This is a genomic window from Lentzea sp. NPDC036949 (genome assembly GCF_055608075.1).
Genome location: NZ_JBVJRA010000002.1, coordinates 277,758 through 302,097, shown reverse-complemented (window position 1 = coordinate 302,097; position 24,340 = coordinate 277,758). Strand labels below are relative to the sequence as shown.

Sequence of the window (24,340 nt, the reverse complement as noted above, 5' to 3'; positions counted from 1 at the left end):
GGCCGATCCTGGGCGGCACCCGCAAATAAAACTTAGCAGGTGCCGCCAGGAGTCGGCATGCCACCGTCCGGGTGATCAACGGCCGTGGAGCTCACGCACGTAGTCGTAGGCGGTCGGCAGTGTCTTCAACAGCTCGGCCTGCTTCTGCCTGATCTGCGCGAACGCCGGCTCGGCCCCCTCGACCGCGTGCGGCCGGAACGCCAGCGCCGGCAGCGGGTGCTCGGGCAGCACGTCCAGACCGGCGAAGATGCAGTAGTAGCTGCTGTTGGTCCAGAAGTTGCGGAACTCCGCCTCGAAGTTCTCGTAGTAGGTCGCCTCGTCGGTGATCGGCATGTTGACCGCGAGCCCCGCCCGGTACTGGGCGATCTTGAACTGGATGTCGTCGGGCAGCACGATCTCCTTGCACGCCCGCCAGAACGGCGTGTCGTTGCGCGGCGCCAGCGTGAAGTGCGCCTGCAGGAAGTCGCGCGAGTCGTCGAACATCGTCTCGATCTCGCGGTTGAACGAGTCGATCAGCACCGGGTCGAACCGCTTGTCCGGGAAGTGCTTGCCCAGCTGGTAGAGCGCCGCGGTGATGAAGTAGATGCCGGTCGACTCCAGCGGTTCGAGGAAGCACGACGACAGCCCGATGCTCACGCAGTTGCGCACCCAGGTCCGCCGGTTGCGCCCGACGCGGAACTTCACGTGGTTGAGCGGCTGCTCGTCGGGGTCCAGCCCCCACATCGCGCAGAGGTCCTCGGCGGCCTCGTCGCCGTCGGTGAACCGGCTGGAGTAGACGTACCCGGTGCCGAACCGGTCGAGCATCGGGATCTTCCACGTCCAGCCGGACTTCATCGCGATCGCCGACGTGGCCGGCTCGACCCCGTGGGCGGCGTCGTCGTGCGGCACGGCCGTGGCGACCGCGCTGTCGTTGAGCAGGTGGTCCCCCATGTCGAGGAACGGCTCGCGCATCAGCTTGTTGATCAACAACCCGCGGAAGCCGGAGCAGTCCACGAAGAGGTCACCGGCGATGGTGCGCCCCTCCTTGGTCTTCAACGAGGTGATGTGCCCGCGCTGGTCGATCGTCGCGTCCACCATCTCGTCCTGGACGTGCACCACCCCCTGCTTCTGGATCGCGAACCGCTTCAGGAAGTCCGCGACCAGCTGCGCGTCGAAGTGCCACGCGTAGTTCGTCCACTTGGTACCGTCGGCGAACCGCGGCGACAACCGCGCGTCGATCATCGGCGACTCGCGGTAGCACGCGTAGTCGAACGGCTCGTCCGTCTGCCCGTCGAGCCTCTTCGCCGCCCAGTAGTGCGACAACGGCAGGTGCTCGTGCGTCGGCAGCAGCCCGAACAGGTGGTAGAAGTGGTCCGGCCGGCCCCGCAACGGCCTGCCCTCCGCCTCCCCTTCACCGGGCGTGCGCCAGTTCACGAACTTCACCGCCATCTTGAAACTGGCGTTGCACTCCCGCATCCACTCCTCCTCGGGAATCCCCAAGAAGTCGAAGAACGTCTTGTGCAGATTCGGGACCGTGGCCTCCCCGACGCCGATCCGGGGAATCGACGGCGCTTCCAGCACCGTGATGGTCGCGTGCCGACCGAGCGCTTTCCCCAGATAGCTGGCGGTCATCCAGCCGGCGGTGCCACCACCGAGAACGACGACGTTGGAGATCCTGTGGTCTTCCATCCGGACCACTACCCTTCGATTCCACGACAATACTGTGGACGCCACTGTTCCCCGGACACCTGATACTCGGTCTATATTCAGCCTATTCCGCCGAACCTCTCCGGAGGGCGCCGTCGCGGTTTCCCGGAGGCGCCGGCAATGGGCGGCGGTAACCCGGTCCCGGCAAGGGTCGATGATGAAGGCATGCGTGCAACAGACGACTCCGGTGCCGTGCTCAACGCGGAGTTCGAGGTCGAGGCGGACGGTGACCACCTCGCGCTGGTCGTGAAGAGCGCGGGCGGCAGGGTCACCGGGAGCCCGCACGGCCGCAACCACCAGTACAACCCGGCTCTGGAGCTGCTGCTGCACCGGCTGCGCGAACGCGGCGCCGTGCTGGAGAGCAGCGTGGTGAGGGACCTGCCTGAGGCATCGCGCAAGGAGTCGGGCCGCGCGCAGGGGAAGATCGGCAGGAACCCGGACGGGAACGCCACGAAGCAGATACGGCTGAGGCCGCGGGTGCTCGGCTACGCCGCCAGTGGGTCGAGGTGCGCGACGTCACGGCCGGCCTGGAGAAGCTGTATGAACGAGAAGCCATACTGGCGTCCATCCCTGGCACCGTCGTGTCCCTCCGACCGGCCGTGATCACCCTGCACGACAGGCAGTTCCCGGTCCGCGTCCGCAAGTTCGCCGTGCTCGACGGCAGCGCGGTGGCCACCACCCAAGGAGCAGACGGTCGTCCCTGCGGAGCACACCGCGCCGGCTCACAGCCCTACTTCACCTGGCACCGCACCACCGTCTTCCGCGGGTAGCGATCACACCGCACGCGAGCGGACCGGAAGATCCCGTTCCACCCCGAGACCCCTACTGTGCACCACCATGAGACTGGTGCCGGTGCAGTGGGCCTCCCTCGTCGTGATCCTCCTCGACGCCGTCGTCGTCCTGTCCGGACTGGTCACCGGCAGCCCGCTGCTGCCGCGGTCGGCGAACGTCGTGCTGATGGTGATCACGTTTGCCCTCATGCTGGCGGCGGTGCCGCTGACCGGCGGCGGGTTCAACCTCCAGAACCCGACGCTGCCGGCGTGGGCGGTCGGGGTGGCGGTGGTCGCGGTGGCCGGCGGGGGTTTCCTCTTCGCGTTCCCGTTGTTGACGGACCGCACCGCGGGGAGTTTCGAGTACCGGGACGGGAAGTACGTGGAGTCGAAGGACGGTGCCGTCGTCCGGCAGCTGGACGAGGACGAGTACGACGCGGCCATGGCGGCCAACCAGCGCGGGTGGGCCGGGCTCGCCGCCGCGCTGGCCGGGGGCACGCTCGCGTACGCCGGGGTCCGCCACCGCAGGTGAACGGACACCGGAACCGGTGTGAAGACCGAGAACCAGCGAACAGACCCAGCGGCTCAGCGGGTCCGCGACTCCGTCAGCCGCTGGTCCACCGACGTCGCCGCACTCGTCATCCGCCCCAGGAACGCCGCCACGGTCCGGAGTTCGGCCGGTGACGTCTCCCGCAGCACACCGGCGATCTCCGTTCCGGCGAGGCCGAGGAAGCGCCGGGCGTGGTCGCGGGAGGCCGGGGTCGGGCGCAGGGTCACGCGGCGGCGGTCGGTGCTCTCGCGGGTGCGGATGAGGTGGCCGGCGGCTTCCAGGCGGTTGAGCAGGATCGTGGTGGCGCCGGTCGTCATGCCGAGCTGGTGCGACAGCTGCGCCGGTGAGAGCGGGCTGCCGGCCTCGGCCGCCCAGATGACCTGGCCCAGCGCGTTCGCGTCGGAGGCCGGGAGCCGCATCCACGCGGCCAGGTGCTGGTTGAGGGTCGTGAACGCCACCACCCAGTCGCGCAGGCGGTGCATCACGTCGACCTGGTCCGGGGACCAGTCTTCGACCAGCGGGTCCGCGGCTGTCATGCACACCCCTTCACAGCGAAGTAGCTTTGCTGCAAAGCTACCAAACGAGGGGTTGGACATGACGGCACGGCACGCGGTGGTTTCCGGTGCGAGCATCGCCGGGCTCTCGGCGGCGTTCTGGTTGCGGCGCACCGGCTGGGAGGTGACCGTGCTGGAGCGCGCGGAGGAGTTCCGGGACGGCGGGCAGAACGTCGACGTGCGCGGCACGGCCCGGGAGGTGCTGACCAGGATGGGGTTGTTCGAGGCGGTCAAGGAGCAGAACACCACCGAGACCGCCACGGTGTTCGTCGACTCGTCGGGCAGGGTGCGCGCCGAGATGCCGGCGGGGACGGACGGAGCCACCGCCGAGCTGGAGGTGCTGCGCGGCGACTTCGCGAGCACGATCCTGCGGAACCTGCCCGCCGGGGTGGAGATCCACTACGGCGACACCGTCTCCGCGGTGGACGAGGAGGCGGGCGAGCACGTCACGGTGACCACCGCCGCCGGGCGGACGTTGAAGGCCGACCTGCTCGTCATCGCCGAGGGAGTGCGGTCCACTACGCGCGACATGCTCTTCGGCGACGACGTCGAGCGGCGCGATCTCGGCGTCTCCATGGTGTTCGGCACGATCCCCCGCACGGCGGGCGACGACACGCGGTGGCGCTGGTACACCACGATCGGCGGACGGCAGGTCCACCTGCGGCCCGACAACCACGGCACGACGCGCGCGATGCTCGCCTGCACCGGGAACATCGCCGTGCGCGACCGCGGTGAGGCGTTGCGGCGGTTCCGCGAGCGCTTCGCCGACGCCGGATGGGAGGCGCGCCGGGTGCTCGACGAGCTCGACCGGTCGCGGGACGTCTACGTCGACCAGCTCACCCAGATCAGGATGACCACCTGGCACCGCGGGCGGGTGTGCCTCGCCGGGGACGCCGCGTGGTGCGTCACGCCGATGGGCGGAGGCGGCGCGTCGCTGGCGCTCATCAGCGGTTACGTGCTGGCGGCCGCCTTGTCCGCGAACGGCGTCGAGGACGGGCTCGCCGCCTACGGCAAGTGGATGCGGCCTCTCGTGGACGACGTGCAGAACTTCCCGCGCTGGGTCCTGCCGTTTGCCTTCCCGCAGACGGCACGCGGCCTGCGGTTGCGCCACCTGGCGGACAGGGTGGTCACGTCCCGGCTGCTCGCGCCGTTGACCGCCAAGGTGACCCAGGTCGCCGACAGCGAGCAGGCCCTGCCGCCCATCACGGTGCCGCAGGCCTGATCCGCGCCCGGCGGTCCTTTCCCGACAGGGTTTCCCGTTCCTGCAACGATTTTCCGCGCTGTCACTGGGTCTTCGGACTAGGCTCGGTGGTGGACGGCACGGAACTTCCCGACAGCGCAACGCGAACCCGAGGGAGCCACCGACGTGGTCGAGACGCACGACATCGCCCGCCCGCCCGCCGAGCTCAGCGCGGCGCTCGCGGCCATCGGCAGCGCCACGGCCAGTGGTGAGCTCAGCCGCATGGGCATCCGCAGCGCCGCCATCCGCGGCCCGGTGTCGGTGACGCCCGGTCTGCGGGTGGCGGGACCGGCGTTGACGTTGCAGTTCATGCCGAAGCGGGAGGACCTCTACCCCGTCGACGAGTACGAGGACCCGGAGAAGCAGCTGCACCGGCACGTCATGTACCACGCCCAGGCCGGCGACATGATCGTCGTCGACGCGCGCGGGGACATGGGCAGCGGGGTGTTCGGCGAGATGATGCTGACCTACTTCAAGGGCCGCGGCGGTGCCGGTGTGGTGGTCGACGGGTGCCTGCGCGACACCGGTGAGGCGAAGACGCTCGGGCTCGGGCTGTGGATCCGCGGTGCCACGCCGAACTACCACGCGCAGACCGACATCGTCCCGACCGCCGTCAACGTGCCGGTGGCCTGCGGTGGCACGCTGGTGGAGCCGGGCGACATCGTCGTGGCCGACGACGACGGGGCGGTGGTGGTGCCGATCAAGCTCGCGCCCGCCGTGCTGGCCGCCGCGCAGGAGCACGCGGAATGGGAGGAGTTCTCCCGGAAAAGGCTTTCCGAGGGTGGCGACCTGCGCCTGTACTACCCCCTGTCGGACGAGGCCCGTCCCGAGTACGAGCGGTGGCGCGCGCAGCAGGGGCGCTGACTCAGCTCCACAGCCGGTCGTGGCTCGACTCGCGGTCCCAGTGCGTCGTCTCGGCGAAGAACACCGGGTCCCGCGGGTCGAGGTGCCGTTGCAGCAGTTCCTCGTCGAGGTCGCCGAAACCGAGCCCCGGTGCGTCGGGCACGGTGATGTGACCGTTCTGGATCAACGGGCGGGGCAGGCCGGTGACGAGGTCGCTCCAGAAGTCCACCTCGGCCGCGTGGTGCTCCAGTGCGAGGAAGTTCTCCGTGGCGGCGGCCAGGTGGACGCACGCCATCGTCGCGATCGGGGACGCCGCCAGGTGCAGCGCCATCGGGATGCCGCGGTCCTGGGCGTAGTCGCCGAGCCGCTTGGTCTCCGCGATGCCGCCCGCGGTCGCCGGGTCGGGGTGCACGACGCGGATGGCGCCCGCGTCGAGCAGCGGCTTGAACCCGTCGAGCAGGTAGATGTCCTCCCCCGTGCAGGTCGGGACGGCGACGGACGTGGTGAGCTGGCGCCACTGGTCGGTCAGCTGCCACGGGATCAGGTCCTCGATCCACGCCAGCGTGAACGGCTCCAGCGCGCGGCCGATGCGGATGCACGAGTCGAGGGCGATGTGGCCGAAGTGGTCCGCGGCGAGCGCCACGTCGTAGCCGACGACCGAGCGCACGACGTCCACATAGGACGCCAGGTGCTCGACGCCCTTCGCCGTGACCTGGATGCCGGTGAACGGGTGCATGGTCGTCTGGTCCGCACGGGCTCCCGCCGGAGCGATCAACGCGCCGGGCACGTCCCACAGCAGGTCGATGCCGACGTCCATCTTGAGCATGGTGAACCCGCGCTGCTTGCGCTCCAGCAGCCGCGCGCCCATCGCGTGCGGGTCCGGCAGCGTGGGGGTGTCGGCGTAGCAGCGGACCGCGTCCCGGAACCGGCCGCCGATCAGCGCGTACGCGGGCACGCCGTAAGCCTTGCCCGCGAGGTCCACGAGCGCCATCTCGACGCCGGAGACCCCGCCGCCCTGGCGGCCGTGGTGTCCGAACTGCTTGATCTTGCGGAAGACCTTGTCCAGGTTGCAGGGGTTCTCCCCCACGAGCCGGCTCTTGAGCACCAGCGCGTAGGTGGCGCTGGCCTGGTCGCGCACCTCCCCGTACCCGACCAGGCCCTGGTTGGTGTCGATCCGGATGATCGACGAGCGGAACGGCACGCCGGCGAGGGTGGCCACCCGCAGGTCGGTGATGCGCAGGTCGCTCGGCCGGGACGCCGTGGCGACGTGCTCCTCCGTGATCGCGGACGGCTCGCTCATCCCTTCACGGCTCCCGCGGTCAGGCCCTCGGTCAGGAACCGCTGCCCGAAGCCGTACATGACCACGACCGGGATGCTGATCAGCAACGACGCCGCCGCCAGCTGGCCCTGCGGCACGACGTCGCCGAAGATCATCGACTGCATGCCGACGGGCAGCGTCTTGTAGTCGTCCTTGGTGATGAACACGAACGCGAACAGGAACTCGTTCCACGCGTTGGTGAGCGTGAACAGCGCGACCGCGAGCAGTCCCGGTTTGGCCAGTGGCAGCACGATCCGCAGGAACGCGCCGAACCGCGTGCAGCCGTCGACCAAAGCGGCCTCCTCCAGATCCGCCGGGATCGACTTGAAGTAGCCGACGAGCAGCCACGTCGCGAACGGCAGGGTGAACGTCGGGTAGGCGAGCACGAGCGACCACAGCGAGTCGTTGAGGCCGATGCCGCTCATCATCTGGTACAGCGGGATGAACAGCAGCGCCCCCGGCATCACGTAGGTGAGCAGGATCGTCACCGTGAAGCTCTCCGAACCGCGGAACTTGAGCCGTGCCAACGCATATCCCGCCAGCGCCGCGCAGACCAGCGCGATCGCGGTGGACGCCAGCGACACCAGGACCGTGTTGAGGTACCAGGTGCCGAACGCCCTGCCGGAGAACAGGTTCGTGAACTGCTCGGTCGTCCACGGCGTCGGCCAGAGGTCGTCGGTGCGCGCGACGATCTGGTCGTCGGACTTGAACGCCGTGACCGTCATCCAGTAGAGCGGGGCGAGCACGAAGCCCAGCAGCCCCAGCAGTGCGATCCCGCTGCTCGTCCCGCTGACCAGGCGGGCGGCCAGCCGGTTGCCGCGTGCGGCGAGCACGGACACGACCCGTCCGACGGCGGCCGCGAGGACCACGAACACGCCCAGCACCAGTGCTGCCTTCCACACGATGTGCGGCGACGCCCAGATCAGCACGAGCGTCGAGGCCACGACGATCACCCACGGCAGCGCGGTGCGTTGAGCGGGGGTGAGCCTCCGGCGCCCCAGGTCCGCGGCGCCGGGCTGGTCGCTGCGGCGCATCATCCGCACCAGGATGACGACGAGGACGGCGATGACCGGCAGCATCACCAGCGTGACCGCGGCACCCGCCCCGAGCTGCAGCTGCTGGATGGCCTTGGAGTAGGCCACCATCACGTACGGGGCGGTGGCGTCGCCCGGTCCGCCCTGGGTCATCAGCCAGATCAGGTCGAAGTTGTTGAACGTCCAGATCGACGACAGCAGCACCGTCACGATCATGATGTTGCGCAGGCCCGGCAGCGTGATGTGCACGAAGCGCTGCCACGGCGTCGCACCGTCCACCACGGCCGCCTCGTACAGGCCGCTGTCGATGGCCTTGAGCCCGGCCAGGAACGTCACCGTGAAGAACGGGATGCCCTTCCACACGTTGACCAGGATGACCGCCGGCATCGCGAGCGCGGGGTCGGACAGCCACTCCGCGGGCCAGCGGTCGACGAGCCCGACCGCCGCGAGCGCGGGCCCGATGCCGGAGTCGGTGAGCAGGACGTTGACGCTGCCGAAGATCGGGTCGAGCAACGACCGCCAGGTGAACGCCGTGACGACGGTCGGCACCACCCACGGCAGCAGGATGATGCCGGCGATGACCGCCCGGCCGCGGCGCATGTGGTGCAGCATCAACGCCGCGATGAGGCCGAGGACCACCTTGAAGATCTCGGCGTACGCGGTGAAGACGAACGAGTTCAGCACGCCCTTGTGGAACACGGTGTCGCCGGCGAGCGCGGTGTAGTTGTCCAGGCCGACGAAGACCGTGTCCTCGCCGTGGCGTTCGGTGGTGCTGGTGACGACCGAGTCGATGATCGGGAACAGGATCAGCCCGGCCACGAGCACCAGCGTCGGCCCGATGAACACCGCGGCGAGGCGCCAGTCGCGCCCGAGCGCGCGTTGCGTCGAGCTCAGCGAGGGAGACCGGTTCGGCGCCGGGCGGACCGGCGCCGGCCGGGTGCGCAGGTCGGTCACTGCCGGTAGCCCTGCTGCTCGAAGACCTGGACGATCCGGGCGTGGGTCGAGGCCACGGCGTCGGCGGGCTTGGTGCCCTGGATGACCGACTGCATCATGTCGGTCAGCAGGTACGCCGCGGTCGCCGCCTGCTCGCCGGGGCTCGGGGCCTGGGGGAACGCGAACCCGGTCTTCGTGGTCACCGGCAGCGGTGTGCGGGTCTGCTCCCGCAGAGCGGGGAACGCCGGGTCACCGGTGGTGTAGTAGGGGTCGGAGTCCCACACCTTGTCCCACGAGGGGTTCACCAGGCACGGTGCTCCCTTCGCGACACCGAGCAGCGCGCTGCCGCTGACCATGAACTTCGCCACCAGCTTGGCGAGGTCGGGGTTCTTCGCGCCCTTGAACACGACGAACGAGTTGGACTCGCCGAACGCGAGCGGTTTGTCGAGCGCGGGTCCGGTGGCGCCGTTGAACGGGTGGGTGTTGGCGTAGACCGGGTTGTTCTTGGTCTTGGAGTCGGCGTAGACGCTGAACTGGTTGAGCGTGAGCCCCAGGATCTGGGCCAGCCAGTTCTCGTTGTTGCTCGAGTCGGTCCAGCTGCCGACGCCCGGCGGCAGCATCGGCGTGTACTTCGGGTTCGTGTAGATGTCGCCGATGAACGTGACGGCAGCGACGGTCTCCGGCGAGTTGAACACCACCTTCGTGCCGGTGTTGTCCGCGATGGCCCCGCCGTAGGTGTTGATGACGTTCGCGATGAACCCGTTGGCGTCGCCCGAGCGGTTCACCGTGAGACCCCAGCCGAACCGCTTCTTCGCCGGGTCGGACACCTCCAGGGCGTTGTCCCGCAGCTCTTCCCAGGTGTAGTGGGGTTTGAGCGGGAGGCCCTTCTCCTGGTACCAGTCCTTGCGCAGGTACATCGCGGACGCGATGAAGTGGTACGGGATCGCGAACCAGCGGCCGTCGAAGACGCAGTAGTTCGTCGCCTCCGTCGCGGGGTCACCGTAGAGCTCGCGCATCTGCTCGACCACGTCGGTGACGTCGGTGAGGGCGCCGAGGTTGTGCAGCTGGCCGACGAACCGCCGGTCGCTCACGAACGCGAAGTCGCGGCTGGTGCCCGCCCTGACCTCGGCGTCCATCTTCGCGACCATGTCACCGGCGTCGCCGGAGACCAGGTCGTTGCGGACCGTGGTGCCGGTCGCCTGCGCGAAGACCTGCAGCGACTTGTCGAGCGCCTTGTTGGCGGACTCGGAGTAGAGCTTCTGCGACAGCATCCCGACCGACCCGCCGCGCAGCGAGGCGGCCTGGTCGAGCAGGGCCTGGGGCACCTGGACGTCGACCTGGGGCGCCGCGGGGCCTCCTCCCCCGCCGCAGCCGGCGAGACCGAGCACGCCCAGCGCGCTCATCCCGAGGAAGGTGCGCCTGGATAAGTCCGTTTTCTCTTCCATGAGACCACTCCTCTCGCGTCCGGTCGAGCGGACGCGTACCGACGGGGCGACGTTGCAACCGGCGGGACAGCACGGCGAGGGCCGCGCTGCCGGGTTCATGCGGCGAAGAACGGCGGAACGGGGTGGCAACCGGCGGCACCCCGGGCGGACGGGGTGCGACGGCGTGGGACTTCCTGCGGTACGGCGGTGGTGCGGTACGGCGGCGGAACAATCGCGGGGTGGTGCGGTCTTGCGGCGGAACGGTCCGTGCGGTGGCCTAGCGGCGCCGGGTGGCGCGCCTGGTCTGCTCCTCCTTCTCCGCGAGGAGCGTGGAGTTGTTGCTGAGGTGCCTGCGCATCGCGTCGCGGGCACGGGCCGGGTCGCGCGCCAGGATCGCCTCGTAGATCTCGGTGTGGTCGGCGGTGGCCTTGCGCAACGCGGCCGGTGCCTCGTTGGTGATGCGCCGGCTGGCCGTGCCGAGCCAGCGGGCGGAGTACATGATCCGGTCGAGGATGCGGTTGTCCGCAGCCCGGCAGATCTCCATGTGGAACTCGTGGTCCACCGCGAGGTAGGCGTTGGGGTCGGCCTCCAGCGAGGCCATGCGGCCGACCTCGTCCCTGAGCCGGTCGAGCGTCTCGTCGGTGACGCTCGCCGCGGCCATGGCGGCGAGCTCGGGTTCGAGCAGCACGCGCATCTGGTGCAGTTCCTGCAGCAGCTCGCCGACGATCTCCTGCGGCAGCCACTCGATCAGCAACGGGCTCAGGTAGTCCCACTCGGCGGGAGGGCGCACGACCACGCGGCGGCCCTGGGCGACCTCGACGATGTCGAGCGAGGCGAGGATCTTCAGCGTCTCCCGCGCCACGACCCTGGACACCCCGAACTCGCGGGAGATGTCGAGTTCGGACGGAGCCCGGCCGTCCTCCACGTCACCGCTGACGATGCGCCGGGTCAGGTGTGCGGCCACCTGCACCGGAAGGGTCCGGACCTTGACAGCGTCCGCGGACTCCTGTCCCCTTTGCATGTCATCAGCTTATAGGACAAGTTGCACACCGCGACAGTCTCCGTTCCTGTGCACCACCCGGCGACGGGAGAGCAATGCGGATCGTGAACGTCACGACAGCAGTGGTGGCCTACCACGGTGAGGCCACGCTGGTGCGGATCGACACCGACGAGGGCCTCAGCGGTTTCGGCGAGGCCAACCCCGACGCCGGCGCGGGAGCCGTCGTCGGAATGATCAACTCACTCACCCCGCTCCTGATCGGCGAGGACCCCCGCAACGTCGAGCGGTGCTGGGAGAAGCTGCGCCGCAACAAGGTCTTCGCGGGCCCGCAGGGCGGGGTGTTCGTCATCGCCCTGTCCGGGATCGAGCTCGCGCTGTGGGACCTGGCGGGCAAGGCGGCGGGCCAGCCGGTGTACCGGATGCTCGGCGGGAAGTTCCGCGACCGCATCCGCCTCTACGCCGACTGCGGTGACGGCGACGACCCGGCGGGCTCGGTCTCCGGCTGCGTCGACCGCGCGCAGCGGATGGTCGCCGAGGGCTTCACCGCGCTGAAGTTCGACATCGACGACCTGCACCACCCGGACAAGTTCGACGCGTTCAACCACACGGTCAACACCGGCGAGTTGCGCTCGATGGTCGACCGCGTGGCGGCCGTGCGGGAGGCGATCGGACCGGACGTCGACCTGGCCATCGACCTGCACGCCCGCTACGACGTGCCGAGCGCGTGCCGGATCTCGTGGGAGCTCGAGCCGTTCAACCTGATGTGGCTGGAGGAACCGCTGCCCGCCGAGAACGTCGACGCGCTGGTGCGGGTGCGCGCGCAGACCCGCACACCGATCTGCGCGGGCGAGAACCTGTACCTGCGCTGGGGTTTCCGCGAGCTGCTCGAACGCGGCGCGGTGGACGTGATCGAGCCGGACGTGCCCAAGTGCGGTGGTCTCGCCGAGGCCAAGAAGATCGCGAACCTCGCGGAGCTGCACTACATCCCTTTCGCACCCCACCTGGTGTCGACGCCGTTGGGCACGATGGCCACCTCGCACCAGTGCGCGGCGATCCCCAACTTCTTCGTCCAGGAGTGGCACGCCCTCGACGAACGCGCGGTGTGGGACAGCTACGTCCAGGCACCGGACGGGAGCGGCTCGATCGTGAAGGACGGCTACATCACCGTTCCGGACACGCCCGGCATCGGTGTGGAGCTGGACATGGACGGCGTGCGAGCCCACGCCGTCGAGGGCTACGGGGTGTTCGAGTAGCGCGCCGGGGGTCCGTGTCCTTTGTGGACGCGGACCCTCCACCCCCACCGGGCCGATCCCCTGTTCGGCGGTGCCGCGTGCGGTACCGCGGGCATAGACAGGAGTCGTCCGCGGCCACGGGGAGGGGCGGTGCGATGACGGTGGAGCCGCGCGTGCGGGCCGGTGCGTCGTGACGGGCCGGGCGGTGCTCGCCCTGCTCGTCGGCGTGGCCGTGCTGGCCGCGGGGATGGCGGCGACCTACCTGGCGGTCGCGGCGTTCATGCGGGTGTGGCGGCGGGCGCAGGCGAAGGGCTACACCGGCCCGCTCACGCCCGCCGTGCTCGCGACGTCCACCTTCGCCGGCCTGGTGGGCTGGCCGCTCCTCGTCGCCCTGGTGGTCCGGTCCGGCGACGGACCGGTCCTCACCGCCGTCGCCGTGCTCGGCGTCGCGGTGACGCTGGCCGGTCTCGCACTGGCCGTGCGCCTGGTGCCCGCACGCCCTGTCCGGTCCGGCCGGCGGCGACGGCCGCGCACACCGTTCCGCGTGCTGGGCAATGCGGCGGTGGCGGTCCCGCCGCTGCTGTACGTGCTGCTGGCGTTCAACGGGAAACCCGTGACCCTCGCGGTGCAGTCCATGCTGCCGACGGCGATGGCCTACGTCCTGTGCCACGCGGCGGCCCGGCGCGCGGACCGCCTCGACGCCCCACCCGCGGCCAATCCGCGTCCGGCCGTGGTGTGGATCCGCGGCTTCGGCAACGAACGCAGGCTGTTCGCCTTCCGGCGCCGCGAACCGGACGAGACGCGCGCCCGGCCGGAACTGCGGAAGGTGTTCCGCCGCCCGGAACCGATGGCGTTCGACGACTACTTCGCGCCGGCGATCGCACGGACCCTCGGCCGCGGCCACGGCCTCGGCAACCCGCGCGACTACCTCCCGCCCGAGGGCATCGACCGCCACTACGCGACCGACGACTCGTGGCGCGAGCAGTTCGCCGAGCTGGCGGCCGGCTCCCGCTGCGTGATCATGGCCCCTGGCGACTGGCCGGAGCTGCGGTACGAGCTCCGGGTGATCAGGGAGCTCGGGGCGCACCGCAGGTTGTTCGTGTTCACGCCACCGGCGGCGCGGGCGGGGCAGACCCGGCGGGTGAACCTGCTCAAGGGGTTCCCGCACGAGACGTGGGCCGACTTCGCCTCGGCTCTCGGTGACGACTCCGGCTACCGGGTCGGACCGGATCCGGGGGCCGGGGCGGTGGTGGCGTTCGGCGACGACGGGGGTGCCGTCGTCGTGGCGCGCGGAGCCGAGGGGCCGGAGGACTACGTGGCGGCCGTGGTGCGGCACCTGGCCGAGGCCGAGGAGGGGGCACCACCGGAGTAGCCGGTACGGGGGTTCCCGCACCGCGGGCTGCGGCGCTCACCGCAGCCCGCGGGAGGGGTCATCGCACGGTGATGTTGGAGTTGCCGCTGCTGCGGTACCCCTCGGTCGCCATGATCATGTAGTAGTTGAAGCTGCCCAGCCGCATGTTCGCGCGGCTCCACGCGTCGAAGTGGTTCCCGGTGGTGATGGAACCGCCGGTGCGCCTTTGCTGACGGACGCTCCAGAACTGCGGGAAGGTCTTGTTGTTGCCTTCCACGGAAGGCGCGTTGTACCTCATCGTCTGGTAGATGTCGTACGTTCCGCCATCGGTGGTCACCGTGCCCTTGTAGGTGCCGGTGGGCCGGTAGTCGCCCCAGTTGTCGACGATGTAGTACTCGACGAGCGGATTCGACGTCCAGCCGTACAGGGTGAGATAGGCGTTGCCGGACGGGTTGAAGCTGCCGGAGTAGTTCACCGTGCGCCGGGAACCGTTGCTCCAGCCCTTGCCGCCGACGAAGTTGCCGACGTTGCTCCACGACGTGCTGTAGTTGCCGCCGGACCCGAGCTCCATGCAGACCCGGCCGCCGCCGTCGGTCCAGAACGAGTAGTAGTACCCGCCGTTGTTGCCCGTCTGGCTCGAACACGTGGCGGTGATGCCGACATCGGCGCCGGCGACGCCGGGTGTCAGCGACATGACCAGCGCGATGCAGGCACCGCGGACGAGCGTGGCCATGCGGCCGCGAACGCGGCCGGACGAGCGGGAAGTGGCCTCAGCCATGTGCAGTACTCCTCGTCGTCGAGGGTGGCACGGCAGCCGGGCAACGCGATGCGAGCCGCGAGGGCAGTGGTGATCGTGCTGGGGGCCGCCGTCGGTGCTGGCCTTGTCGGAAATGGCCAACTGCGTGGTTGCGACCGGCCGGCCCGGATTCGGCGGAGACCCAGGTCGACGGTGGCCGAACCTTTTCGGACACTAGCAGTGCCGACACGACTCCGTAAGGTTGCCGCGAAGTTTCGACAATGTTTCGAAACTTCGGCGGAAGTGCCAGAGGATCGCACTCCGGCATTTGTGAGCGGCTAAATTTTAGCGCCCGAAAAGCCCGACGACGACATCTGGACCCGCGGGCGCTCGCGGACTGAGGACTAAATGGATGGTCACCGCACGCTCCTGTCTGCAGGATGAGGTCGTGCAGACACACACCGGCCGGGGTTCCGCCGCGTTCGCGGTCCGCGAGGCGCACGACGACGACTGGCCGGGGATCTGGCCGATCATCCGGTCCGTCGTCACCGACCAGCGGACCATCCCGTACGACCCCGCCATGACCGAGGACGACGCCCGGCGGATGTGGGTGCTGCCCGCACCCGCGCGCGTGGTCGTGGCCGCCGGCGAGGGTCAGGTGCTCGGGACGGCGAACATGTACGCCAACCGCCAGGGCCCGGGAAGCCACGTCGCCTCGGGCACGCTGATGGTCGCCGAGCACGCGCGGGGTGCCGGGGTCGGGCGGGCGCTCACCACCGACCTGGTCGACTGGGCCCGGCGCACCGGTTTCGCCGCCGTCCAGTTCAACGCGGTCGTCGACACGAACACCGCCGCCGTCCGCCTCTACGAAAGCCTCGGGTTCGTCACGCTCGGCGTCGCTCCCGGGGCCTTCCGCCACCCCACCGAGGGCTTCGTGGGTCTTCGCATCATGTGGCTCGACCTGCAGCACACCCCGTAGGACACCGCAGGCCGGTGCCGCCACCAGTCGGTGACGGCACCGGCCTCGCACTCGGACCGGCCGAGCTACACCCGCTCGGCCTCCGCCGTCGTGGCGGGCTGGGCGCCGGGCTGACGGCGGTCCTCCAGCTTGATGTCGCACTTGCCGACCAGCGCGACACCGGCGCCGATCGTCGTGGCCACCGGAGCGGCCAGCGCCGCTACCACCCCGAGAGCCACCGGCACCTCCAGCACCACGTCGTCCTTGCTGTCGCGCACGACCACGCGGCGGTTGATGCCCTCGCTGACCAGCCCGCGAACGGCGTCGACCACCGAGTCGACGGCGGAACGGGCGGACTCGGGCTTGGACTCGCTCATGACTCTCCTAGAACCGTGGGTCTTCCCTGACGACTCCAGAGTGCCCGTGCGCGAGCGCGGTGCCATCAGGGTTTACCCCTGATCCGCACCTGATTCGACCCTCAGGGCCGATCCGGCCCCCAGGGGGCAACGACGTCCACTGTGGACATATTTTTCACCGATGTGAACTGTCAAGTTATTGTCCTGTAACGGATCGTTGGACGCGCCTAGCATGTTCTCGCGTGACGACAGCCGACGAGATCGAGACCATGAAGGCGGCGGCGCGGCGACACGTTCTCGCGGTGCAGAGCTCCCCGCTGGTCAACGGCAAGGCGGGCCCGTTCCTCGAAGACCTCGCCGACCGGTGTCTCGACGACGACTTCCACGACGCGCTCAAGCACACCGCGGCACAGCACCGGCTCGACGGCGCGGCCGACATCGCCGCGCTGCACCGGCTCCTGACCGACAACGGGGTCGTGGCCGAGCGGAACGGCGTGGTCCGGTTCGTCCCCGACCGGATGGGCGACTTCCTCGCCGCGTGCCGCGCGGTCCACGAGGACGGGGGCAGGCTCCGCTTCTGGTTGCGCCAGAAGGCGTTCCTGCGTCCCGGTGGCGCGTGGCGGAAGAACAGCGGGGTCGCGCAGTACCAGGTGGCGCTGTGGTGGGACACGGCCGAGGCGATGCTGCGCAAGCGGCTCGACGCCCTGCTGAGCCCCAAGCACGCCGACACCCACGTGCACTTCGTCGCCGAACTGCTCCACCGGCGCCTGGTACCCGCAGACGACCTGCGCGAGAAGACCGTCGGGGTGCTGCACGAGCAGCTCGCCGACCTCCGCAGGGAGGCCGGCGCGTGGCGGGCGTCGGTCGCCACGCTGCGCGAGCTCGAACCGGAGCAGACCGCCGACGCGCTGGAGCGGCTGGCCCGGCTGCAGAACCGGGACACGCCCTCCCTGCGCCGGTTCAACGCCGTCGAGGTGCTGACCGAGATGGACCCGGTGCGCGGTGAGCAGTGCCTGCGCCTGCTGGCGGGCACGCTCACCGGCGGTCGGACCGAACGGCTGGACGTGGCCGGGCTGATCTGGCGCCAGGAGGCCGCACTCGGCCTGCACGCCTACCGCTGCCTCGCGGCCGACCCGGACATGGGCGACCGGCGGCTGGACGCGGCGAGGCTCAGCGGTGATACCGCGCTGTGGGCCGGTCTGATCGGCCGCGATGGCACCCTGAGCGATGCGGCACGGCTGGCGCACCTCGGGCAGCTGGCCGAGGCCGACGAGGCCGAGGCCGTCAGGACCGCCGAACGGTTCGCGGACAGCGCGAGCACCGAGACCACACCGGTCGCGGTCGCCAGGGCGGTCCGCCCGTGGGACGCGCGGGTGGCGCTGCGCATCGCGGAGGGGGTCGCGTGGCCGCCCCGGCGCAAGATCGCCGGTCCCGTGCGGCTCGAGGCGGTGCACCTGATCGGCGACCTCGTGCCGTCCCGCCGCTTCTCCGACCTCGCCCGGCTCTCCCGCGAGGCAGAGGACGAGGAGACCCAGCTCGCCGCCGCGCTCTCCATCGTCAACCATGGCGGCCCCGTCACCGCGCTGCACGCCTTCGCCGCGAACCCGAAGAAGAGCCGCGAGCGCCGGCTGGCCGGCGCCCGCAGGATCTGCGAGGCCGAACCGAAGCCCGGTGGCCTGCTGCTCATCGACATCGCCAAGACTCACAGGGCGGTGGACCGCGCCGGTGTCGAGCTGCTCCTGGAGGCGCTCAAGTTCGCGGCCGGCCCCGCCGCCGAGGCGCTGGAGAAGGTCGCACGGGACACCGGCAGGCCTGCGGAGCTGCGCATCCTCGCCGTCGAGTCCGGCGCGTTCGACAAGGCGAAGGCCATCACGCTCTACGAGCTCATCGCGACCGCCACCACCTCGGACAGGGACCTGATGCTCAAGGCCGCCCGCAAGGTCGTGGGCATGAAGAAGGACGCCGGCGAACAGCTGATGGCGCGGCTCGCCGAGCTGTTCCCCTCGGACATCTCCTTCCAGGTCAGCCTGCTGCGGGAGGCGGGCGGCCGGGGCAAGGGGAAGCTGCGGCAGATCGGCTTGTTCGCGCAGTCGGCGGACCACCGGCTGGACGCCGCGAAGGCGCTCGTGGGCATCGACCGGAAGTTCGCCGCCGAGGTGATCGACAAGATCGTGAAGAAGCGCCGTGCGGGCGAGGTCCGCATCGAGGCCGCCTGCCTGCTGCCCGGTGAGCAGCGGCTCAAGTGGTTGCTGCACGTCGTCGGCGACCTCGACACCGACGCGGTCCGCTTCGAGGCGGGGCGCAGGGCCGTGGAGGTGGACGAGGAGCGCGGGAAGGAGGCGCTGCGGAAGCTGGCGGAGGACCACCGGGTCTCCCGGCGCACGCGTGAGGAGATCAAGGCGTTCCTCGGCCGGTGAGGTGGTGGTTCCCAGCCGGAGCTGCCGGTCAGGCGACCTTCACCAGGCACCTCGGTGACCGGTGAGACCGGCTGACGGACGAACCCGCGTCTGTCCGCCGCGCTGATCCGACGCCGGGCCGAGTCGCTGCCGTGATCACGGGGACGCAGGCTGTCCGGCATGAGAGCTGGGGGATTCCTGCGCTGGGTGGCGCATCCGGTGTCGCTCGGGGCCGCCGCGGTCCTGCTGCTGAACGACCACGTGCTCAAGCGGGCGTGGCCGGGTCTCGTCACCGGCAAGCTGAGCGACGTCGCCGGTCTGGTGGTGGCACCGGCCGTGCTGGGCCTGCTGGCCGGCCTGTTCCGCGCGGGCCGGGCGGGTGCGGCGGCCGCGGTGGTGCTGACCGGTGCCGGGTTCGCGTGGGTCAAGACGACCGCGGTGGGCGCGGAGGTCGCGTCGGCGGCGTGGTCGCTCGTCAACGGCCCGTCGGTGGTGCTGGCCGACCCGACGGACCTGGTGGCGCTCCCGGCGCTCGGCCTCGCCTGGTGGACGTGGCGGCGTGCGGCGGCCGCTCCCCCGCTGCCCGACGGCCTCGCGCACCGGCTGCGGGTGGTGCTCGCCGTCCCGTTCGCGGTGCTGGCGGTCGGCGCGACCTCGGCGCCCTACGTCTCGCTGCCGGCCGTCGACTCCGTGCGGGCCGCGGACGGCGGACGGGTCGTGGTCGAGATCGAGGAGCGGTTCTACGGCTCCCCCACCGGCCTCGGCGAGTGGACCCCGCTGCCGCAGCCCCCGCCCGAACACCGGCTCCAGACCGAGGCGTGCGTGCCCGGCACCGCCGCACACTGCTACCGCGTGCACGGCGGCGGCGAGCTGGACCTCGACGAGACCCCGCCCCGCGGCGGCCGCCTGCTCGGCGTCGACGAGACGACCGACGGCGGCCGGACCTGGCGCACCGCCTGGGAGGTGCCGGCCGCGCGGTGGTCGTTCATCGAACGCCGGCACCTGATCCCCAGCGGCGTCGACCGCAGCTCCAAGATCGCCAGCGTGGACTTGCTGGCCCGGCAGGTGCCGGGTGGGCACGAGGTGTTCGTGGCCAACGGCGCCGAGGGCATGGCCGTCCGCGGCACCGACGGCACGTGGCGCGCCGTGCCGGTCGTGGTCCCCGCGACCGGACTGGACGTCCGCCCCTCCCCGCTCACCGGGTTCGGCCAGGCCATCGGGGACCACGTGCGGCACGCCGGCCTGGTCACCGCACTGGCCCTGCTGCTCGGCATGGCGGTGGCCGTCGGCCGGTCCCGCACCCGCCCCAAGGCGCTGCTGCCGTTCGCCGCCCTGCTCGCGTCGTCCCTGCCGGTCGCCGGTTGGGTGAGCTTCTTCTTCACCACGGCGGACGAGACCACGCCCGCGCCGCTGCTCTACGCGCTCGGCGTGGCGGCGGTCGGCGTCACCCTGACCCTGGTCCAGGACTCCGTGCCCCGGCGTCGCGCCGTGGTGGTCGGTGTCGCCGCGGTGCTCGCGGGCGTCGCGTTCCTGGCCCCGCTGCTCGGCTGGACGGCCGGCTGGCCGGCCGACCACGACCTCGCCACGCAGCTGGGGCTGGTCACCGCAGTGGTGTGGTCGTTCGTGATGTGCGCGGCCGGGTGGTGGGCCGGTTCCGCTGCTCCGAACCGTCCCGAGTGGACTCCGTCGCGATAGGACAAGCGTTTGTGGACGCGGTCAGACCCCGGCCGGGCACACGTCGTTCTCCGCCGCGCCCCGGCGGCGCCGGTCGGCAGCGGTGTGCGCCAGCACGACGGCGGCCTTCTCGGACGCGAGGAAGCGCAACCCCATGAAGTTGTCGCCGGTGCTGAAACCCGGCAACGCCCAGATCTCCTCGTAGGGCATCAGCACCGGCCAGTACCGTCGGAGGCTGTAAACGTTGCTCCACAAGCACTTCGAGGGATCGGGCCGCCACAGCCGGCGCGCGAACGCCGGGTCGCGGAACGAGTGCCCCACCTCGCCGATGGCCAGCACGTGCTTGCGGCCGGTGAGCAGCACGACGTCACCGGTGGTCACGGTGTCCATCCTGCGGTCGTGCTTGGCCGTCGCACCCCAGAACCGCGCCCGGCCACTCGGGTGCACGGCCGCCAGCCGCGCCGAGTCCGCCGGATCGGGGTCGAACGCGCGGAACTCGACCGCGCGTTCCAGCGAGTCGGCCCAGTGCCTGCGCGCTCCGGGTGTGCCGTACGAGGGCTGGATGAAGACCTGCACCACGGCTCTCACGCTACCCGCGTTTGTGTTGGGGTCTGAGCAGGGTTCCAGTCAGTCATCACACCGGTGATTTGAATTTAGTCTACACTGAAGCAATCATCAATACTGACCCGCTGATCGCGGAGCTGCGCTGCGCGGGTGGAGCCTGCCGATGGAGCAGGTGAGGTCGCCGAACGGCTCGGCATCTCCCGCAAGACCGCAGGCACGCACATCGAGCGGATCTACCCAAGACCGGCGCGTCGTCCCGGTCGACGGCGACGCTGTTCGCGTTGCGCAACGGCCTGCTCGACCTGCAGCCCACTCCGTGGAGAGAACGCCCGGTGGCACCGCCACGGGTGCGGCGTGCGACGGCTGCCCGCCGCTCGCGGACCTGCTGCAGCGCTACGAGACCGTCACCCCGTGCCGATGGCGAACACGTGGAGCTGCCTGTCCACGGGCATGGTCACGCTCGCGATCACCTTGCCCTCCGGCGCGGCGAACGGCGCGGTGGCGAAGACGAACGCCGGTCCGGTGGCGCCGCGCGGAACGTTGCGGTAGCGGGGGTGCGCGACGACGGTGTTGCCGAACACCGGGGTGTCGGGCTTGCCGCCGGGCAGGACCCAGTCACCGAACGACAGGTCCGCCGGTGCCGTGGTGCCGTCGGTGAACGTGACGGTGGCCGTGCCGCGGTGGTCGCCGTTGGTGGCGGCGCCGATGAACGTCAGCCGTGTCGGGCCGCCGGTCAGGGTCACGGTCTGGCCGTCGGCGGCGACGTTGTCCGGGCGGCCGGGCGGGGTGGCGGGCCAGGTGAACGTCGTGCCGGCGACCTCGGCGCGTGTGCCGCCGGTCAGGCCCGCCTCGGCGAGGGCCTGGCGGGAGTGGCTGTTGCCGGCGCCGTCCAGGTTCGCCTGCGACCTGTCGTCATCGTCGGAGACGCCGGTGTTGCCGTAGCGGGTGACCAGGCTGCCTTCGGGGGCGACGAGCACGGTGACCGCGGTGGTCACGGTGTGGTGCTCACCCCTGATGGTCAGCGGGACGTCGTGGTAGCCCTCGGGTGCGGTTGCGCCCACCTGGAGCTTCACCTGGCCGTCGGCGAGCGGGAACCGCTGCGGGCCGGTGACGGTGATGCCGGCGGGCGATGCGCTGGTGACGGACAGCGTGCGGTCGTCGCCGGCCAGCCTGCGCGCGGACACGGTCAGCTCGGCGGTGCCGCCGGGGCGCACGGTGACCAGGTTGTCGGCGCTCGCGAGGAAGTCGTGCTCACCGTCGCGGTAGGACGGTGGGGCCGCGTCGGCGCCGGTGGCCCAGCCGCGGTCCGGGGTGGTGCCCAGGTCGAAGTCGAGCCGGCCGCCGGTGCGGAGCAGGTCGCGCGGCAGGCCGGTGCGCTCGTGGTCGCGGCCGTCGAGGTGCAGGGCGTGCACGTACGGCGCGGTGGCGGAGGCCTTGGGCGCGGTGATGGTCAGGTCGCGGCCGGGCAGGTCGAGCACGATCCGCGGGAACAGGGGGCTGTGCACGGCCAGGTCGGACGTGCCGGGTGTCGCGGGGTACAGGCCCAGCGCGGCCCAGACGTACCAGGAGGACTGGGCGCCGAGGTCGTCGTTGCCGGGCTCGCCGTCCGGGGTGGCGTTGAACAACGTCGTCATGATCTGCCGGACCACCTGCTGGGTGCGCCACGGGCGGCCGGTGTGGTTGTAGAGCCACGGGATGCCGAACGCGGGTTCGTTGCCCGCCCACATGTACGGCTCTGACGGGCCGGCGTTGAGCTTGGTGGTGAACGCGTCCAGGCGGGCCGCCGCGGCGTCGCGGCCGCCCATCGCGGTGATCAGGCCGGTCGGGTTGTGCGGCACCATCCACGTGTACTGCACCGCGTTGCCCTCGTCGAAGCCGTCCTGGCCGAAGCCGCCTGCCGACGGGGGCCACGCGGGACCGTCCGGGAACCGGCCGGCGCCGTCGCGCGGCTGGACGTGCGCGGTGGCGGGGTTGAACAGGTTCTGCCAGTTCTGGCCCCGCCTCGCGAACTCGGCGGCCGTCGCGCGGTCACCGGCGGCCTGCGCGAGCTGGGCGATGGCGAAGTCGTCGACCGACCACTCCAGGGTGATCGAGGCACCGGCCCGCGCGTGGTCGCCGCGGGCAACGTCGGTGTTGGGCAGGTAGCCGCGCCGCACGTACTCGTCGATGCCCGGCCGTTCCCGGTAGCCGCCCGGTGTGGTGTCGACGCTGGTCGCGCCCTTGACCAGGTACTTGAGCGCGGTGGCGAGGTCGAAGTCGCGCGCGCCGTACGCGTGCAGGTTCGCGATCAGCGGGACCGAGCTGTCGCCGGTCATCTGGGCGGTGTGGTCGTTGGCGAGCGGCCAGCGCGGCCACCAGCCGCCCTGCACCGCGTCGTTGACCAGCGACTGCGCCATGTCGCTCGCCTGCCGCGGCCACAGCATGGCGTGCAACGGCGCGAGGCTGCGGTAGGTGTCCCAGTCGGAGAAGTTGGCGTACTGGGTGCGGCCGGCGGGCAGCGTGTGGACCTGGTCGTCGAAGCCGGTGTAGCGCCCGTCCACGTCGTTGAACGTGTTGGGGTGCATCAACGAGTGGTACAGCGCGGTGTAGAACGTCTTCAGCTCGTCGGCGTTCGTGCCCGCGACGCGGATCTTGCCGAGCTCGGTGCGCCACCGCGCCCTGGTGTCCGCTCGCACCCGGTCCGCGTCCCAGCCGGGCACCTCCTGCGCAATGTTCCGCTTGGCGCCGTCGACGTCGACGTAGGACAGCGCGACCTTGGCCTTCACCTGCCCCGCGGGGAAGCTCAGGTAGGCACCGGCCCGCGGCGCCCGGACGCTGCCGCTGTCCGGCGTGACGGTGCTGCCGTCCCAGGTGCCCTTCGCGGTGAACGGCCGGTCGAACGTGATGGCGTAGTAGACGGTGTACTTGTTGGCCTTGCCGCAGAAACCGCCGGTGCTGGCCGAACCGGTGACCGTGGTGTCGTTCTCGACGGTGAGGTCGGCCGCGGAGTTGCCCGAGAGGCTCGCGCCGCCCTTGACCAGCACGTGCCCGTCGGCGGGGAGCGTGAATGTCGCGAGAGCGGTGCGGGTGGTGGCGGTCAGCTCGGCCCGGACCCGCGAGTCCTCCAGCGTCACCGCGTAGTGGCCGGGTTCGGCCTGCTCGCTGCTGTGCCGGAAGGTCTCCACCCGGTCCCAGGGCTGCTCCCCCACGGCGCCGGTGACCGGCAGGATCGGCACGTCACCGAACACGCTGCACCCCGCGCTGGCGTGCGTGAAGCTGAACCCCCGGATCTTGTCGCTGTGGTACTGGTAGCCGGCGTACGAGCCGAGGGTGTCCGGCGAGAACTGCACCATGCCGAACGGCACGGACGGGCCGGGGAAGTTGTTGATCTCGCCGACGGCGGCGCCGGCCTTCCCGGTGCCGATGAACGGGTCGACGTGGGCGGTCGGGTCGGCGACCAGCGGTGGCGGGGGCTGGGGCTGCGCCGACGCGGCCAGCGGGACCACCAGGAGGAACGCGGCTGCCAGACCCACCACTCCGCTGCTGCGCATGTATCGGAACGTTCCGCAGACGTGGAGGGCTGTCAACGTTGTCGGCGGTGATTTGACCGGTTCGGGACAGGCCGTCCTCGTTGATGGGGCACGGCCAGCGGGATGCGGCGATCTGCGGGAGCAGCGGCCCGCATCGGTGGGAGGTACCCGATGGTCCCGGCTGCCAACCGCGCCGTCGCTCCTTCGTGGAG

The 24,340-nt window shown here is 70.8% G+C and carries 20 protein-coding genes; 10 read left to right on the top strand and 10 right to left on the bottom strand.

Features of this window, described 5'->3' with window-relative positions; genetic code table 11:
- Positions 1 to 75: 75 nt before the first annotated feature.
- Complete coding sequence (locus ACZ7CD_RS07535; RefSeq protein ID WP_360383779.1) at positions 76 to 1,668, bottom strand: tryptophan halogenase family protein; 1,593 nt, start codon at positions 1,666 to 1,668, stop codon at positions 76 to 78.
- A 183-nt stretch (positions 1,669 to 1,851) separates the two neighbouring features.
- Between ACZ7CD_RS07535 and ACZ7CD_RS07530 the strand changes: the two genes are divergently transcribed.
- The 3 genes from ACZ7CD_RS07530 to ACZ7CD_RS07520 all read left to right on the top strand — a co-directional run bounded on the left by ACZ7CD_RS07530 (position 1,852) and on the right by ACZ7CD_RS07520 (position 2,988).
- Complete coding sequence (locus tag ACZ7CD_RS07530) at positions 1,852 to 2,289, top strand: hypothetical protein (protein WP_470378542.1); 438 nt, start codon at positions 1,852 to 1,854, stop codon at positions 2,287 to 2,289.
- On the top strand, positions 2,286 to 2,456 hold the full coding sequence (locus ACZ7CD_RS07525; RefSeq protein ID WP_360383784.1) for a hypothetical protein: 171 nt from the start codon (positions 2,286 to 2,288) through the stop codon (positions 2,454 to 2,456). Before ACZ7CD_RS07530 ends, ACZ7CD_RS07525 begins: the two co-directional genes overlap by 4 nt.
- Before the next feature lie 67 nt (positions 2,457 to 2,523).
- On the top strand, positions 2,524 to 2,988 hold the full coding sequence (locus tag ACZ7CD_RS07520) for a hypothetical protein (protein ID WP_360383787.1): 465 nt from the start codon (positions 2,524 to 2,526) through the stop codon (positions 2,986 to 2,988).
- 53 nt (positions 2,989 to 3,041) lie between these two features.
- On the opposite strand, the gene ACZ7CD_RS07515 is transcribed toward ACZ7CD_RS07520, so the two are convergent.
- Positions 3,042 to 3,542, bottom strand: coding sequence for a MarR family winged helix-turn-helix transcriptional regulator (locus ACZ7CD_RS07515; RefSeq protein ID WP_470378541.1), 501 nt, complete (start codon positions 3,540 to 3,542; stop codon positions 3,042 to 3,044).
- A gap of 58 nt (positions 3,543 to 3,600) precedes the next feature.
- Between ACZ7CD_RS07515 and ACZ7CD_RS07510 the strand changes: the two genes are divergently transcribed.
- Positions 3,601 to 4,782, top strand: coding sequence for an FAD-dependent oxidoreductase (locus tag ACZ7CD_RS07510; RefSeq protein ID WP_470378540.1), 1,182 nt, complete (start codon positions 3,601 to 3,603; stop codon positions 4,780 to 4,782).
- Between the two features lie 144 nt (positions 4,783 to 4,926).
- Complete coding sequence (locus ACZ7CD_RS07505; RefSeq protein WP_360383794.1) at positions 4,927 to 5,664, top strand: ribonuclease activity regulator RraA; 738 nt, start codon at positions 4,927 to 4,929, stop codon at positions 5,662 to 5,664.
- Position 5,665: 1 nt separating this feature from the next.
- Here the strand turns inward: ACZ7CD_RS07505 and ACZ7CD_RS07500 are convergent, their stop codons facing one another.
- The 4 genes from ACZ7CD_RS07500 to ACZ7CD_RS07485 form a co-directional block, all read right to left on the bottom strand.
- Complete coding sequence (locus ACZ7CD_RS07500; protein ID WP_470378539.1) at positions 5,666 to 6,943, bottom strand: mandelate racemase/muconate lactonizing enzyme family protein; 1,278 nt, start codon at positions 6,941 to 6,943, stop codon at positions 5,666 to 5,668.
- Positions 6,940 to 8,949 carry an ABC transporter permease gene (locus ACZ7CD_RS07495; RefSeq protein ID WP_470378538.1) on the bottom strand — a complete coding sequence of 670 codons (2,010 nt, stop codon included), beginning with the start codon at positions 8,947 to 8,949 and terminating at the stop codon, positions 6,940 to 6,942. Before ACZ7CD_RS07495 ends, ACZ7CD_RS07500 begins: the two co-directional genes overlap by 4 nt.
- A complete protein-coding gene (locus tag ACZ7CD_RS07490) occupies positions 8,946 to 10,373 on the bottom strand; it encodes an extracellular solute-binding protein (protein ID WP_470378537.1) in 1,428 nt (475 codons plus the stop codon). Before ACZ7CD_RS07490 ends, ACZ7CD_RS07495 begins: the two co-directional genes overlap by 4 nt.
- A 256-nt stretch (positions 10,374 to 10,629) precedes the next feature.
- On the bottom strand, positions 10,630 to 11,373 hold the full coding sequence (locus ACZ7CD_RS07485; RefSeq protein ID WP_360383804.1) for a FadR/GntR family transcriptional regulator: 744 nt from the start codon (positions 11,371 to 11,373) through the stop codon (positions 10,630 to 10,632).
- Positions 11,374 to 11,447: 74 nt separating this feature from the next.
- Between ACZ7CD_RS07485 and ACZ7CD_RS07480 the strand changes: the two genes are divergently transcribed.
- Complete coding sequence (locus tag ACZ7CD_RS07480) at positions 11,448 to 12,605, top strand: mandelate racemase/muconate lactonizing enzyme family protein (protein WP_360383806.1); 1,158 nt, start codon at positions 11,448 to 11,450, stop codon at positions 12,603 to 12,605.
- 169 nt (positions 12,606 to 12,774) lie between these two features.
- Positions 12,775 to 13,956 (top strand): hypothetical protein, encoded by a 1,182-nt coding sequence (locus ACZ7CD_RS07475; protein WP_470378536.1) that lies wholly within the window; start codon positions 12,775 to 12,777, stop codon positions 13,954 to 13,956.
- Positions 13,957 to 14,014: 58 nt separating this feature from the next.
- Here ACZ7CD_RS07475 and ACZ7CD_RS07470 read toward each other — a convergent pair whose 3' ends face one another.
- On the bottom strand, positions 14,015 to 14,713 hold the full coding sequence (locus tag ACZ7CD_RS07470) for a glycoside hydrolase family 11 protein (RefSeq protein ID WP_458432414.1): 699 nt from the start codon (positions 14,711 to 14,713) through the stop codon (positions 14,015 to 14,017).
- Positions 14,714 to 15,119: 406 nt separating this feature from the next.
- On the opposite strand from ACZ7CD_RS07470, the gene ACZ7CD_RS07465 reads away from it, so the two are divergent.
- Complete coding sequence (locus tag ACZ7CD_RS07465; protein ID WP_360383811.1) at positions 15,120 to 15,650, top strand: GNAT family N-acetyltransferase; 531 nt, start codon at positions 15,120 to 15,122, stop codon at positions 15,648 to 15,650.
- 65 nt (positions 15,651 to 15,715) lie between these two features.
- On the opposite strand, the gene ACZ7CD_RS07460 is transcribed toward ACZ7CD_RS07465, so the two are convergent.
- Positions 15,716 to 16,006, bottom strand: a complete 291-nt coding sequence (locus tag ACZ7CD_RS07460) for a DUF4342 domain-containing protein (protein WP_458432415.1) — start codon at positions 16,004 to 16,006, stop codon at positions 15,716 to 15,718.
- A gap of 221 nt (positions 16,007 to 16,227) precedes the next feature.
- Here ACZ7CD_RS07460 and ACZ7CD_RS07455 point away from each other — a divergent pair, with 221 nt between their 5' ends.
- Together ACZ7CD_RS07455 and ACZ7CD_RS07450 are read left to right on the top strand one after the other, a co-directional pair.
- Positions 16,228 to 18,402, top strand: a complete 2,175-nt coding sequence (locus ACZ7CD_RS07455; protein ID WP_470378535.1) for an NACHT domain-containing protein — start codon at positions 16,228 to 16,230, stop codon at positions 18,400 to 18,402.
- A gap of 159 nt (positions 18,403 to 18,561) precedes the next feature.
- Positions 18,562 to 20,076: a hypothetical protein gene (locus tag ACZ7CD_RS07450; RefSeq protein WP_470378534.1), complete on the top strand. Its 1,515-nt coding sequence runs from the start codon at positions 18,562 to 18,564 to the stop codon at positions 20,074 to 20,076.
- A 21-nt stretch (positions 20,077 to 20,097) separates the two neighbouring features.
- On the opposite strand, the gene ACZ7CD_RS07445 is transcribed toward ACZ7CD_RS07450, so the two are convergent.
- On the bottom strand, positions 20,098 to 20,634 hold the full coding sequence (locus ACZ7CD_RS07445; RefSeq protein WP_470378533.1) for a hypothetical protein: 537 nt from the start codon (positions 20,632 to 20,634) through the stop codon (positions 20,098 to 20,100).
- Positions 20,635 to 21,023: 389 nt separating this feature from the next.
- Positions 21,024 to 24,149, bottom strand: coding sequence for a GH92 family glycosyl hydrolase (locus ACZ7CD_RS07440; RefSeq protein ID WP_470378532.1), 3,126 nt, complete (start codon positions 24,147 to 24,149; stop codon positions 21,024 to 21,026).
- Positions 24,150 to 24,340 lie beyond the last annotated feature (191 nt).